Source organism: Streptomyces sp. NPDC007971 (assembly GCF_042958635.1).
In the GTDB taxonomy this organism is placed as follows: domain Bacteria; phylum Actinomycetota; class Actinomycetes; order Streptomycetales; family Streptomycetaceae; genus Streptomyces.
The window spans coordinates 217,515-229,854 of the sequence record NZ_JBIBJK010000012.1; the positions used below are offsets into that span (position 1 = coordinate 217,515).

The window sequence follows — 12,340 nt, forward strand, 5'->3', positions numbered from 1 at the left end:
CATGGGCGCCTTCTTCGACATATGCATGCTGGTGATGCTCGCCATCATCGTTCTGAGCGCCGTGGGGCTGGTCCGCCGTACGCAGCAGCGGCGCGCGGCCTGGGCGAGCGGGCTGACCGCCGAGGCGCGCGCGGTGCGCGCCTGGGTCACCACCCAGATGGTCGACAACGTGGCCCGGCGTACACAGTGGCACGAGTACGACTACACCACCCGGGACGGCCGGGCCGCCCGCTTCCGGGAGAGCGGCGGACCGCGGGAGCGCGTCACCGGCGACACGGTCCTCGTCCACTACGCCCTCCACGAGCCCGACAAGGCCACCGCATCCGCACCACAGCCCGGCCGGGACACGGCGGGCACGGCCGTCTGGCTGGTCATCCTCGCGTCGCTGGCGGTCTTCCTGCTCTACGAGTGGGCGACGCTGCCCGGGTTCTGAGCTTCGCTTGAGGTCAACCGCCCCATGGCGAGGGTAGGTTCCCGCCACACCGGTCGATCGGGGCCGGTGCGACGACCTCGGGGGGGACCTCATGGAACTGCTCTTCTACGCCGTACCGCTCCTCATGATCACCTTGTTCGGGTTCGCCGCCTTCCTGCTGGTCCGCAGGGCCCGGCGGATCAGCAGGACGTGGCAGCAGGGTCTGACGGCACAGGCGCGCTGCCTGCGGGCGTACACGACGACCCGTGGGGGCGGCGGGGACTCGTCCGTGTACACCACGCTCCACCACGTCTACGAGTTCACGACCCGCGAGGGCCGTACGGTCCGCTTCGACGAGGAGAACGGCCCCGCGACGGTCCTGGAGGGCGACTTCGTGACCGTGCGCTACCTGCCGGAGTGCCCCCAGCGGGCCACCGCCCTGCCGCCGTCCCGCGGCAAGCTCGCGCTCGGCACGGGGTGCGGCCTGGCCTTCCTCGGTGTGGCCACCTCCTTCTGCATCGGCTTCATGATCGTGGCCCACGCGATGTTCACCGAGTTCACGAGCCCGCTGCCGTAGCTCCCTGGACGGGGCGGCTCGCGGGCGAACCGGTGAGCCGCGGGCCCTCCACTTCTGATGGTCCGTCAATTATGGTGCTCCGCCATGGAGTCCACGATGCGCACGATCGCCGAGCTGGTCGCGGCGCGGTGGGGGGATCACCGGCCGGGGCTGTGGTGCGAGGAGCGGGTGCTGACCCAGCACGAGGTGGCCGCGGGGGCGGCGGCCCGGGCGGCGCTGCTGGGCGACCTGCTGCCCGCGGGTGCCGCCCCGCACGTCGGCGTGCTGCTCGACAACACCGAGGAGTTCCCGCTGTGGCTCGGCGCGGCCGCGCTCGCCGGGGCGGCCGTCGCCGGGATCAACCCCACGCGCCGGGGCGCCGAACTGGCCCGGGACATCCTGCACACCGAGTGCCGTGTGCTCGTCACCGAGCGGGCGCATCTGCCGCTGCTGGCCGGGCTGGAGCTGCCCCGGGTGTCCCCCGGCGCGGGCGGGGCCGGGCGCGGCGGAGTGCGGATCCTCGTCACGGACACCCCGGAGTACGGCGCCCTCCTCGCCCCCTACGCCGGCGCCGTGCCCGATCCTTCCCACGCCGCCCCGGGCGACCGGATGCTGCTCTACTTCACCTCCGGTTCCACCGGCGCGCCCAAGGCCGCGATCTGCTCCCAGGGCCGCCTGGCCGCCGCCGGGCATGCGCTGGTGGGGCAGTTCGGGGTGCGGGCGGAGGATGTGCACTACGTCTGCATGCCGATGTTCCACGGCAACGCGGTGATCGCCGACTGGGCGCCCGCACTGGCCGCCGGGGCCGGGGTGGCGTTGCGCCGCCGGTTCTCGGCGTCCGGGTTCCTCGCGGACGTGCGCCGGTACGGGGCGACGTACTTCACCTATGTCGGGCGGGCGATCCAGTACGTCCTCGCCACCGAGGAACGGCCCGACGACCGGGACAACCCGCTGCGGACGGGCTTCGGGACGGAGGCCGGGGCGGTGGACGCGGCGGCCTTCGAGCGGCGGTTCGGGGTGCGGCTGGTGGAGGGGTACGGCTCGTCCGAGGGCGGGGCGGCCGTCCAGTGGGCGCCGGGGACTCCGGCGGGCGCGGTAGGGCCGGCGGGGCCCGGTCTGGTGGTGCTGGATCCCGCCACGGAACGGGAGTGCCCGGCGGCCGTCCTCGACGCGTCCGGACGGCTGCTCAACGGGGAGCAGGCCATAGGCGAGCTGGTGAACCGGGGGCCGAGCCCCTTCGAGGGCTACTGGCGCAATCCGGCGGCCGACGCCGAGCGGCGGCGGGCAGGGGCGTACTGGACCGGGGATCTCTTCTACCGGGACACCGAGGGGTATCTGTACTTCGCGGGCCGGGCCGGCGACCGCATCCGGGTCGACGGGGAGAACCTGGCCGCCGCGATGATCGAGAACATCGTCGCCCGCTACGAGGGCGCGGTGGCCGTCGCCGTGTACGGAGTGCCGGATCCGGTCACCGGGGACCAGGTGATGGCGACCGTCGCCGGGCGGTTCGAGCCGGAGGGCTTCGCGGCGTTCCTGCGGGCGCAGCCCGACCTCGGGACGAAGATGGCGCCCCGTTTCGTGCGGGTGGCGGAGCGGATGCCGGTGACCGCGACGAACAAGATCCATCGGGCGCTGCTGCGCCGGGAGGGATTTTCGTGCGCCGATCCGGTGTGGTGGCGGCCGCCGGGGGAGGACGCCTACCGGAGGCTGACCGCGGAGGACATCGAGGGGCCCCTCGCATCCGCGACGGGCCCCTCGGCAGGCGGTGCGGGTGGCGGAGCCCCCACCGCGCGCGGCACAGCCGCGCAATAACAGAGATGGCGAGCCGGATCCGCTTGGTGCGGACGTGGCTCGCCATCCTCGTTGTGCGCCGCCAGGGACTCGAACCCCGGACCCGCTGATTAAGAGTCAGCTGCTCTAACCAACTGAGCTAGCGGCGCATGACTCTCGCCTTCCGCTCTTCGCGGCCGGCGACGAAGAAAATACTACCTGGTCCGCGGTGGTGCTCGTGACCACCCCGGCGGCGCCTAGATCGTCAGGGACAGCAGCACCGGTGCCGCGCTGCGGTTGAGGGTGTCCGCGGCCTGGCGGAGCCGGTGGGCGTGCTCCACCGGGAGGGACAGGGCCAGACAGCCGACCGAGGAGCCCGCGGTGATCGGGACGGCCGCGCAGACCGTGCCGATGGCGTACTCCTGGAGGTCCAGGACGGGCACCGTCGGCGGCTGGGACTCCAGACGGGAGAGCAGCAGCTTGTCGCTGGTGATGGTGCGCGAGGTGAGGCGGGCCATCTTGTGCCGGGACAGGTGGTCGCGGCGGCCGTTGTGGTCCAGCTGGGTCAGCAGGCTCTTGCCCACGGCGGTGGCGTGGGCGGAGCAGCGGAAGTCGACCCATTCGTTGACCGCGGGGGTGCCCGGTCCGGCGGCGTACTGGGTGACCTTGACCTCGCCGTCCACGTACCGGCTCATGTAGACGGCGGCGCCGACCGAGTCCCGCAGGCGGTCCAGCGTGTGCTGGAGCTTGTCGCTCAGGGCGCGCTCGTGGTCGTGCGCCGAGGTGAGGCGGCGCAGGGTGTCCCCGGTGACGTACGCACCGTCGGTGATCTGCTCGACGTATCCCTCGCGGCGCAGCATGCGCAGCAGCGTGGTCAGCCGCTCGGGGAGCAGGCCGGTGCGCCGGCTCAGCTGGGTGTCCGTGACGCCGGCGGGGTGACGGGCCACGGTCTCCAGTATGCGCAGCGCGTCCTGGGCGGAGTGGTACGGGGTGGTCGGCTCGATCCTCATGACAGTCCCCCTCGCCTCGAAGCCTCGGGTTCGAGCAAGCGCGGCCCGGGGTCCGGGGGGTGTCCCCCGGGAGAGCACAGCAGCGCCACGGTTTCCCCCCTGCGCTCGCCTGTGTGCGGCCGCGAGATCCGGTCGTGGATCCCTATCACGATAGCGGGCAAAGGCCCGTAGGGGAGAGGGGGTTGGCGAGATTGTGGTGCCCGCAGCGCCCTCCCCAACTGCGGTGCAGACCCTCTGGCATACGCCATGGTCATCACCCACCGCCTGGACCTCGGCTCTTCCCGTCCTCGTGTCCCGTCGTCACAGCACCGCGCCGAGGAACTCCCGGGTGCGGTCCTGCTCCGGCTCGCCGAAGATCTTCTCCGGCGGTCCCGACTCGATGATCCGCCCGGAGTCGAACATCAGCACCTGGTCGGAGATGTCCCGGGCGAAACCCATCTCGTGGGTCACGCACAGCATCGTGATGTCGGTGCTGCGCGCGATGTCCCGGAGCAGATCGAGGACGCCCGCGACCAGCTCGGGGTCGAGCGCGGAGGTCACCTCGTCCAGCAGCAGCACGCGCGGCCGCATCGCCAGCGCCCGGGCGATCGCCACCCGCTGCTGCTGGCCGCCGGAGAGCTGCGTGGGCCGCGCGTCGCACTTGTCGGAGAGCCCCACCAGCTCCAGCAGCTCCCGGGCGCGCGCCTCGGCCTCGTCCCCGGACAGGCCGAGCACCTGCACCGGCGCTTCGGTGATGTTGCGCAGCACGCTCATGTTCGGGAACAGGTTGAACTGCTGGAACACCATCCCGATCTTCTTGCGGACCTCCCGGACCTGCTTCTGCGACGCGGGGAAGAGGGGCTCGCCGTCGACGGTGATCGTGCCCTCGTCCGGCTCGGCGAGCGTCATCAGCAGTCTGAGGATCGTGGTCTTGCCGGAGCCGGACGGCCCGATCAGGGTCACGTGCTTGCCGGGCTCCACGGAGAAGTCCAGGTGGTCGAGGACGGTGTTCGCGCCGAAGCGCTTGGTGACGCCGGCCAGCCGGATCAGCTCGTCCGGCCGGGCGTCGGTGACGGACGACTTCGTACGGGTCTCAACGGACAAGGCGTCGCTCCAGGGCTCGCAGGAGAAGGGAGGCCAGGTAGGAGATGAGGATGAAGGCCACCCCGATCACGGTCAGGGGCTCGGTGAACTGGAAGTGCTGCTGGGAGAAGAGCCGGGCCCGCCCGAGCATCTCCAGCACGGTGATCACCATCAGCATCGGCGTGTCCTTCAGCATCGAGATCACGTAGTTGCCGAGGGCGGGGATCACCCGGCGGATCGCCTGCGGCAGGATCACCGCGGTCCAGGTCCGCCGCCGGGGCAGGTTCAGCGCCGTCGCCGCCTCCCACTGGCCGACGGGAACCGCCTCGATGCCGGCCCGGTAGACCTGCATCGTGTACGTCGAGTAGTGCAGGCCGATCGCGAAGACGCCGGTGGCCAGCGCCGAGAAGGTCAGACCCCACTCGGGCAGCACATAGAACAGGAAGAACAGCTGGACCAGCAGCGGAGTGTTGCGCACGAACTCCGTGACCACCCCGACGGGCCAGCGCACCAGCCGGCTCGGCGTCCGCATCAGCAGCGTCCACACCAGGCCGAGCGTGAACGACAGCAGGGAGCCGAGAGCCAGGATCTGCAGGGTGACCAGCAGCCCGCGCCAGAACTCCGGCATGAAGTCGCTCACGGCGTTCCAGTCCCACTTCATCCGATACCACCCCCGCCGACGCCGGTCGTCTGTGCGCGCTTGAGCTCACGCGCCGCCGAGAACGTGCCGGCCTCCTTGCCGACCCCGGCCTTCATCCGCTTCTCCAGAGCGCGCATCAGCCGCGTGAGCACGAAGGCGATCGCGAAGTAGATCAGCAGCACGTACGTGTAGATCTCCGCGCTCTGCTGCAGGGCCAGCCGCACCAGGTTGGCGCTGAACGTCAGATCGCCCATGCCCATGACCGACACCAGCGCGGTGCCCTTGAGCAGCTCGATCAGCAGGTTGCAGAAGGACGGGATCATCTCCGGCACCGCCTGCGGCAGCACGATCAGCCTCAGCCGCTGCCAGGGCGTGAAGCTGAGCGCGACACCGCCCTCCTTCTGCGCCGGGTCCACCGCGTTCAGGGCGCCGCGCACGATCTCCGAGCCGTAGGCGCCGTACGTCAGCCCGAGCGCCAGCGTGCCCGCCCACATCGGCACCAGCTGCCAGCCGAAGGCGATGGGCAGCACGAAGAACACCCAGAAGATCATCACCAGTGCCGAGGTGCCGCGGAACACCTCGGTGTAGAAGCCGGCGACGAAGCGCACGATCCACAGCCGGTGGGTGCGCGCGACACCGACGACGAAGGACACCGCAGTGGCCAGCAGCGCGCTGAACACCAGAAGCTGGACGGTGGTCCAGACGCCCTTCAGTACGAGTTCCCACAGTCCCGGGGTCATCCGCCGCACAGCTCCTTCGCGGTGAGTCCGGTCATCTCGGCCTTCGTGAAGCCGAAGGGCCTCAGGATCCGGAACAGCTCGCCGCTCTTCCTCAGCTTGCGCAGCTCCACGTTGAAGGCGTCCCGCAGCCTCGTCTCGGCCGACCGGAACGCGAACGCACCGCCGTCGACGTGCGGTCTGCCCTTGACCAGCGGCGCGAACGGCCTGGTGGCCTCCGCCTCGGCGGACTTCTTCACCACCTCGCGGGTGGTCAGCGCCGTACCGGCGAAGACGTCGACGCGCCCGGCCTCGACGGCGTTCAGGCCGGCCACCTGGTCCGGGACGATCAGGATGTCGCTCTCCTTGTACCCGGCCTCCACCGCGTACTGGATCTCGGCATAGCCGGTGCCGGTGGCGAACTTCGCCTTCTTCTCCACGACGTCCCGGTAGGAGTGCAGCCCCTTCGGATTGCCCTTGCGGACGATGAAGGAGTCGAGCATCTGGTAGTCCGGATCCGCGAAGATCACCTGCTCGCAGCGCTCGGGATTGACGTACATCCCGGCGGCGACGACATCGAACTGCTGGGAGTTCAGCCCGGGTATCAGCGAGCCGAACTCGGTCGGCACCGGCTGCACCCGGTGCACGCCGAGCCGCTTGAAGACGGCCTTCGCAAGCTCCGGCGCCTCCCCGGTGAGGTGCCCGTCCTTGTCGATGTACCCGAAGGGGATCTCACCGGCGATCCCCAGTCGTACGACACCCTGTGCGCGCAGCCGTTCGAGCAGGTCGCCGCCCTTGACGCCGGACGCCGAGGCCACCCGGGTACAGCCCGTGGCACCCAGCGCGCCCACCGCCCCGAGTGCCGCGACTCCCGCGAGCACCGAGCGTCTGCTGTGTCTGTGTTCCGACCGTATTGTGTCTACGTCGTTCCCAAGTGGTGGAGCCATGGCCGCGCGGCTACCCAAGCGCACCCGTCGTATGCACCCTTGGTTCATGGCCGATCGATTCGTCACCGTCTCGCTCGACAAGCGGGACGTGCACTGCACGGCACGACTGCTGGACGACCGCGCGCCCCTGACCTGCACGGCGGTGTGGGAGGCACTGCCGCTCACGGGGGACGTCTTCCACGCCAAGTACGCGCGCAACGAGATCTACGCCCTCTTCCCGCCCTTCGCCTCCACGGAACCCCCACTGGAAAACCCGACGGTCACCCCGATCCCCGGCGACCTGTGCTACTTCTCCTTCGCCGGCGCCGAACTGGGCACGAAGGCCTACGGCTACGACCACGAGGTGCGCCCCGGCACCACCGTGGTCGACCTGGCCCTGTTCTACGAACGCAACAACCTGCTGCTCAACGGGGACGTGGGCTGGGTGCCCGGGATCGTCTGGGGCCAGGTCGTGTCCGGTCTGGAGCCGATGGCCGAGGCCTGCAACGACCTGTGGCGCAGCGGGGCCGCGGGGGAGAGACTCGTCTTCCGGAGGGCGTGAGCGACCTCGGGGGCGGGGAGGCCGGGCCGCCGCACTCGCCGGCATCCCGTCAATGCGCGCTCCGTCCGGCGGCGTTCGCCTGCCACTGGCGGCCGATGGAGCGCATCAGCGCGGGATGCACCCCGAGGTACCGGAAGGGCTTGATCGCGGCCATGCAGAGGGTTCCGAACAGCCCGTCCGGCTTCACCAGGACGCTGGAACAGCCGCCCCGCCGCCTGTGCCTAGGCCACCTCGGCCCCGTACAGCGCATGCGCCGCGCGCAGCACGAGATCGTCCCGGTGCCGGGCCGCGACGATCTGCAGGCCCACCGGCAACCCGTCGCCGTCGGTGCCCACGGGGACCGACGCCGCGGGCTGCTGGGTGAGGTTGAAGGGATAGGTGAACGGTGTCCAGCCGGTCCAGCGCCGCAGGCCGGACCCCCTGGGCACCTCCTCGCCCGCCTCGAACGCCGTCAGTGGCAGCGTGGGCGTCACCAGCAGGTCGTACCGCTCGTGGAAGCGCCCCATCCGGCGGCCGAGGTCCATGCGCACGTCCACGGCGGCCAGATGGTCCAGCGCGCTCGACCTCGCGCCCCGGGCGCAGATCTCTCGCAGGCCGGGGTCGAGCAGCTGCCGCCGGTGCGGCGAGAAGCTCTGGGTGAGCCGCGCCGCGCCGCTGAACCACAGGGCGTGGAAGGCCTCCACCGGGTCGCAGAAGTCCGGGTCGGCCTCCTCGACGTAGGCGCCGAGGTCCGCGAGCGAGGCCACCGCCCGCCGCACGGCCGCCGCGACCGCCGGGCGCACCGCCACCTGCCCGCCCAGGGACGGCGAGTACGCCACCCGCAGCCCCCGCACGCCCCTGGCCAGCACCGCCGTGAACGGTTCGGGCGCCGGGGGCAGCGCCGACCAGTCGCGGGCGTCGGGCGCCGCGATGACATCCATCAGCAGCGCCGCGTCCGCCGCGTCGCGGGTCATCGGGCCCACGTGCGACAGCGTGCCGAAGGGGCTCGCCGGATACAGGGGCACCCTGCCGTAGGTCGGCTTCAGCCCGAAGATCCCGCAGAACGCCGCCGGGATACGGATGCTGCCGCCGCCGTCCGTGCCCAGCGACAGCGGGCCCGCACCGAGCGCGACCGCCGCCGCGCTGCCGCCGCTGGAGCCGCCCGCGGTGCGGGACGCATCGTGCGGGTTGCGGGTCACCCCGGACAGCGGCGAGTCGGTGACGCCCTTCCAGCCGTACTCGGGCGTCGTCGTCTTGCCGAGGAAGACCGCGCCGTGCTCGCGCAGCCGGGCCACGGCGGGCGCGTCCTCGTCCCAACGCCCCTGCTCGGCAACCGCCTTCGAGCCGCGCAGGGTGGGATGGCCGCGCAGCAGCAGGATGTCCTTCACGGTCACCGGCACCCCGTCCAGCAGCCCGGCCGGCTCACCGCGCCGCCACCGCTCCTGCGACTGACGGGCCCGCTCCAGCGCGTCCTCCTCGGTGAGCCGCACGAACGCGTTCACCTCCGGCTGGATCCGCCGCGCCCGCTCCAGGGCCTGCCCGGTCGCCTCCACGGGACCGAACTCGCCCTTGCGGTAGCCGTCGAGGAGCTGTACGGCGGTCAGGTCGGTGAGCTGCATGCACCCTCCTGGTGGATCAGTGGCCCGGTACGTAACCACGCTTCTTGTCGACCACGTTCACCAGTGATCTGCCCGCCGCCCACCGCTCGTACAACTCCACGAACTGGACTCCCAGTTCATCGCGCCAGCCGACGGTGTCCCCGCTCATGTGCGGCGAGACGACCAGCCCCGGCAGCTCCCACAGCGGGCTGTCCGCGGGCAGCGGCTCGGAGGCGAACACGTCCAGGGCCGCGCCCGCGATCCAGCGCCTGCGCAGGGCCTCGGCGAGCGCGTCCTCGTCGACCAGCTGCCCGCGGCCGACGTTCACGAAGACCGCCGAGGGCTGCATCACCCCGAACCGGCGGGCGTCGAACATGCCGGACGTCTGCTCGGTCAGCGGTGCGGCGGCGATCACCCAGTCCGCGCGGGAGATCAGCCGGTCCAGATCGCCCGGGCCGTGGATACCGGTCCGCGGGACCCGCCCGACCAGCGCCGTCGTCACGCCCAGGGCCTTGAGCGTCTGCGCGATCGCCCGGCCGATCGGCCCGGCGCCGACCACGCACGCGCGCGTGCCCGCCACCCGCCGGGTCTCCCGGTGCCGCCAGGTCCGCTCCCGCTGCAGCTCCAGCGTGCGCGGCAGGTCCTTGGCGACCGCCAGCACCAGAGCGGCCACGTACTCGGCGATCGGCTGGTCGAAGATCCCGCGCGCGTTGGTCACCACCGTGTCCGACGCCGCCAGCTCCGGGCACATCAGGTGGTCCACACCCGCACTCGCCGTGTGCACCCAGCGCGGCCGCGGCCCCGTGCCGGGCCAGGCCTCGCGCACGGCGTGCGAGGTGAAGTCCCACACCAGCAGCACGTCGGCCTCCGGCAGCCGGCCGGCGAGCCCGGCCGCGTCGGTCCGCACGATCCGGGCCCGTCCGGTGAGGCGGCCGAGCCGCGGCGGCGGGTCGGCGTCCAGGACGAGGAGGGTGGGCAGGGTCAGCGTCGTCATTCGGGGCCGCTCCGAGCGTCTGACATGCGCGGATTGACCACGCTCGCACCGGAACCTACCTTCGTCAACACGGGCGCATCCACTGACCGTTCCCTCTTGTCTCCGAGCGTGAGGCCGGTGCCTGCCATGGACGTCTCCTTTCTCGGCGGTCCCCGCCCCCAGCGTGGTGTCGGTGTGGTGGCTCCCTTCGACTTCGCCCTCGACCGCGAGCTGTGGCGCTGGGTGCCCGACGAGGTGTCGCTGCACCTGACCCGGACCCCGTTCGTGCCGGTCGAGGTGAGCCTGGACCTGGCCCGGCTGGTCAGTGAGCACGAGACCCTCGACGAGGCGGTGCGCGCGCTGATCGCCGTCGCCCCCGAGGTCGTCGCCTACGCCTGCACCTCCGGCAGCTTCGTCGCCGGGATCGCGGGCGAGCAGGCGATGTGCGCGGCCATGAGCCGGTCCGGCGGCGGGCTGTCCTCGGTCACCACCTCCGGGGCGCTGCTGGAGGCACTGACGGAGCTGCGGGTACGACGGGTCGCCCTCGTCACCCCGTACACGGTGTCCGTCACCCGCTCCCTGGAGGAGTACGTCGCCGAGGCGGGCGTACGGGTCACCGGCTGTGCCTTCATGGGGCTGACCCGGCACATCTGGCAGGTGCCCTACCGGGACGTGGTCACCATGGCCCGCGCCGCGGTGCGCCCCGGCAGCGCCGACGCGCTCTTCATCTCCTGCACCAACCTCCCCACCTACGACGTCATCCCCCAGCTGGAGGCCGAGCTGCGCATCCCCGTGCTGTCGGCCAACCAGGTCACGATGTGGGCGGCACTGCGCCGGCTGGGTACCCGAGCGGTGGGGCCCTATCAGGCGCTGCTGGATGAGGCCGCGCGTGACTGGCCCGCACTGCCGGAACAGACACAGAAGCATCAGGAACACGGAGAAGGGCTGACATGACGGCACTCGGACTCCTCTACCCGGGCCACTCCGGCGAGGACGACTATCCGCGCATCGAGCAGCTCCTGGGCAGCGACATCCGGTTGGACGTGGTGCACACCGACATCGGGGAGGACGCGCACCGGCCGGAGGCGCTGCGCGAGATGGGCTCGGCCGCGCGGCTGGCCGCGGGCATGGAGGAGCTGCGGCTGACCGGCGCCGAGACGGTGGTGTGGGCGTGCACCAGCGGCAGCTTCGTGTACGGCTGGGAGGGCGCCCAGGAGCAGGTGCGGGCGCTCGCCCGGGTGGCCGGGATGCCGGCCTCCTCGACCTCGTTCGCCTTCGTGCACGCGGCCCGGGAGATCGGCGTACGGCGGGTCGCCGTGGGCGCCACCTACCCCGAGGACGTGGCCGCGCTGTTCGCGGACTTCCTGCGGGCCGCGGGGCTGGAGGTGGTGGCGGTGCGGTCGTCCGGCATCGTCACGGCCGCGGAAGTGGGGACGTGGGGCGAGGAGGAGGTGCTGACGCTGGCGCGGGCGGCCGACGGTGCCGAGGCGGAGGCGGTGCTCCTGCCGGACACGGCGCTGCACACGGCGGCGCATCTTCCCCTGCTGGAGAAGGCGCTGTCCAAGCCGGTGCTCACGGCGAACCAGGTGTCGGTGTGGGAGGGGCTCAGGCTTGCCGACCGGCGGGTCAATGCGCCGGCGCTGGGGACGCTGTTCACCAGGGAGCCGATCGTGCAGGTCTGACGGGCCGACCCCGGGGCTCCGCCCCTGGCCCCCCTTTTTTCCCACCCACCCACCCGACTCGCTCGGCCGACAGGTTGCCCCCCAGCCCCAGCCCCAGCCTGGGCCCGAGGCCAAGCCCGAGCCCGAGGCCAAGCCCGAGCCCGAGCCCGGGCCCGAGCCCGAGCCCCAGGCCAAGCCCGAGGCCGAGGCCAAGCCCGAGCCGCAGCCCCGCCACCAGGCTCGGGCGGTCGGGCGGGTGCCCCCAGCCCTGGCTCGTCGCCGACTCGATCGGCCGGTGACTGCCCCTGGCGCCTGCCCCGCTGTCGGCTTCGAGCGGCCGGGAGGCTGTCTCAGCCTCGGCCCCGCCACCGGACTCGGGCGGCCGGGAGGCTGTCTCAGCCTCGGCCCCGCCACCGGACTCGGGCGGCCGGGAAGCTTCTCAGCCCCGGCCCCGCCACCGGACTCGGGCGGCTGG

The 12,340-nt window shown here is 72.0% G+C and carries 13 protein-coding genes and 1 tRNA gene; 6 read left to right on the forward strand and 8 right to left on the reverse strand.

Annotated features, from left to right (window positions below; genetic code table 11):
* Nucleotide 1 precedes the first annotated feature (1 nt).
* The 3 genes from ACFZCP_RS25890 to ACFZCP_RS25900 all read left to right on the forward strand — a co-directional run bounded on the left by ACFZCP_RS25890 (nucleotide 2) and on the right by ACFZCP_RS25900 (nucleotide 2,780).
* Nucleotides 2-433: a hypothetical protein gene (locus ACFZCP_RS25890; protein WP_391430526.1), complete on the forward strand. Its 432-nt coding sequence runs from the start codon at nucleotides 2-4 to the stop codon at nucleotides 431-433.
* 91 nt (nucleotides 434-524) lie between these two features.
* Nucleotides 525-989 (forward strand): DUF3592 domain-containing protein, encoded by a 465-nt coding sequence (locus ACFZCP_RS25895; protein WP_391430529.1) that lies wholly within the window; start codon nucleotides 525-527, stop codon nucleotides 987-989.
* An 84-nt stretch (nucleotides 990-1,073) separates the two neighbouring features.
* The gene (locus ACFZCP_RS25900; RefSeq protein ID WP_391430534.1) at nucleotides 1,074-2,780 is read left to right on the forward strand and encodes an AMP-binding protein; all 1,707 of its coding nucleotides are present in this window, start codon (nucleotides 1,074-1,076) and stop codon (nucleotides 2,778-2,780) included.
* Nucleotides 2,781-2,834: 54 nt separating this feature from the next.
* On the opposite strand, the gene ACFZCP_RS25905 is transcribed toward ACFZCP_RS25900, so the two are convergent.
* The 6 genes from ACFZCP_RS25905 to ehuB all read right to left on the reverse strand — a co-directional run bounded on the left by ACFZCP_RS25905 (nucleotide 2,835) and on the right by ehuB (nucleotide 7,113).
* Nucleotides 2,835-2,908, reverse strand: a tRNA-Lys gene (locus ACFZCP_RS25905).
* 87 nt (nucleotides 2,909-2,995) lie between these two features.
* A complete protein-coding gene (locus ACFZCP_RS25910) occupies nucleotides 2,996-3,748 on the reverse strand; it encodes an IclR family transcriptional regulator C-terminal domain-containing protein (protein ID WP_391430536.1) in 753 nt (250 codons plus the stop codon).
* 300 nt (nucleotides 3,749-4,048) lie between these two features.
* The gene (gene ehuA, locus ACFZCP_RS25915; RefSeq protein WP_391430539.1) at nucleotides 4,049-4,831 is read right to left on the reverse strand and encodes an ectoine/hydroxyectoine ABC transporter ATP-binding protein EhuA; all 783 of its coding nucleotides are present in this window, start codon (nucleotides 4,829-4,831) and stop codon (nucleotides 4,049-4,051) included.
* Nucleotides 4,821-5,471, reverse strand: a complete 651-nt coding sequence (gene ehuD, locus ACFZCP_RS25920) for an ectoine/hydroxyectoine ABC transporter permease subunit EhuD (protein WP_391430542.1) — start codon at nucleotides 5,469-5,471, stop codon at nucleotides 4,821-4,823. The genes ehuA and ehuD overlap by 11 nt, the downstream gene beginning before the upstream one ends.
* Nucleotides 5,468-6,190, reverse strand: a complete 723-nt coding sequence (gene ehuC, locus ACFZCP_RS25925) for an ectoine/hydroxyectoine ABC transporter permease subunit EhuC (RefSeq protein ID WP_391430545.1) — start codon at nucleotides 6,188-6,190, stop codon at nucleotides 5,468-5,470. The genes ehuD and ehuC overlap by 4 nt, the downstream gene beginning before the upstream one ends.
* Nucleotides 6,187-7,113 carry an ectoine/hydroxyectoine ABC transporter substrate-binding protein EhuB gene (ehuB, locus tag ACFZCP_RS25930; protein WP_391430550.1) on the reverse strand — a complete coding sequence of 309 codons (927 nt, stop codon included), beginning with the start codon at nucleotides 7,111-7,113 and terminating at the stop codon, nucleotides 6,187-6,189. The genes ehuC and ehuB overlap by 4 nt, the downstream gene beginning before the upstream one ends.
* A 46-nt stretch (nucleotides 7,114-7,159) precedes the next feature.
* Between ehuB and ACFZCP_RS25935 the strand changes: the two genes are divergently transcribed.
* On the forward strand, nucleotides 7,160-7,654 hold the full coding sequence (locus tag ACFZCP_RS25935; protein ID WP_391430555.1) for a DUF3830 family protein: 495 nt from the start codon (nucleotides 7,160-7,162) through the stop codon (nucleotides 7,652-7,654).
* 221 nt (nucleotides 7,655-7,875) lie between these two features.
* Here ACFZCP_RS25935 and ACFZCP_RS25940 read toward each other — a convergent pair whose 3' ends face one another.
* Entirely contained in the window at nucleotides 7,876-9,252 is a 1,377-nt protein-coding gene (locus ACFZCP_RS25940) for an amidase (protein WP_391430559.1), read from the reverse strand.
* Between the two features lie 16 nt (nucleotides 9,253-9,268).
* Nucleotides 9,269-10,225, reverse strand: a complete 957-nt coding sequence (locus tag ACFZCP_RS25945; RefSeq protein WP_362693547.1) for a D-2-hydroxyacid dehydrogenase — start codon at nucleotides 10,223-10,225, stop codon at nucleotides 9,269-9,271.
* 126 nt (nucleotides 10,226-10,351) lie between these two features.
* Here ACFZCP_RS25945 and ACFZCP_RS25950 point away from each other — a divergent pair, with 126 nt between their 5' ends.
* A complete protein-coding gene (locus tag ACFZCP_RS25950) occupies nucleotides 10,352-11,158 on the forward strand; it encodes a decarboxylase (protein WP_391430564.1) in 807 nt (268 codons plus the stop codon).
* Entirely contained in the window at nucleotides 11,155-11,886 is a 732-nt protein-coding gene (locus ACFZCP_RS25955) for a decarboxylase (protein ID WP_391430567.1), read from the forward strand. Before ACFZCP_RS25950 ends, ACFZCP_RS25955 begins: the two co-directional genes overlap by 4 nt.
* The last annotated feature ends 454 nt before the right edge of the window (nucleotides 11,887-12,340 follow it).

Excerpts from the sequence above, each read along its gene's own strand:
- ACFZCP_RS25945 (WP_362693547.1), bottom strand. The coding sequence starts at position 10,225 with ATGACGACGCTGACCCTGCCCACCCTCCTCGTCCTGGACGCCGACCCG.
- ehuD (WP_391430542.1), bottom strand. The coding sequence starts at position 5,471 with ATGAAGTGGGACTGGAACGCCGTGAGCGACTTCATGCCGGAGTTCTGG.
- ehuC (WP_391430545.1), bottom strand. The coding sequence starts at position 6,190 with ATGACCCCGGGACTGTGGGAACTCGTACTGAAGGGCGTCTGGACCACC.
- ACFZCP_RS25910 (WP_391430536.1), bottom strand. The coding sequence starts at position 3,748 with ATGAGGATCGAGCCGACCACCCCGTACCACTCCGCCCAGGACGCGCTG.
- ACFZCP_RS25935 (WP_391430555.1), top strand. The coding sequence starts at position 7,160 with ATGGCCGATCGATTCGTCACCGTCTCGCTCGACAAGCGGGACGTGCAC.
- ACFZCP_RS25950 (WP_391430564.1), top strand. The coding sequence starts at position 10,352 with ATGGACGTCTCCTTTCTCGGCGGTCCCCGCCCCCAGCGTGGTGTCGGT.
- ACFZCP_RS25895 (WP_391430529.1), top strand. The coding sequence starts at position 525 with ATGGAACTGCTCTTCTACGCCGTACCGCTCCTCATGATCACCTTGTTC.
- ehuB (WP_391430550.1), bottom strand. The coding sequence starts at position 7,113 with ATGGCTCCACCACTTGGGAACGACGTAGACACAATACGGTCGGAACAC.
- ACFZCP_RS25900 (WP_391430534.1), top strand. The coding sequence starts at position 1,074 with ATGGAGTCCACGATGCGCACGATCGCCGAGCTGGTCGCGGCGCGGTGG.
- ACFZCP_RS25890 (WP_391430526.1), top strand. The coding sequence starts at position 2 with ATGGGCGCCTTCTTCGACATATGCATGCTGGTGATGCTCGCCATCATC.
- ACFZCP_RS25940 (WP_391430559.1), bottom strand. The coding sequence starts at position 9,252 with ATGCAGCTCACCGACCTGACCGCCGTACAGCTCCTCGACGGCTACCGC.
- ACFZCP_RS25955 (WP_391430567.1), top strand. The coding sequence starts at position 11,155 with ATGACGGCACTCGGACTCCTCTACCCGGGCCACTCCGGCGAGGACGAC.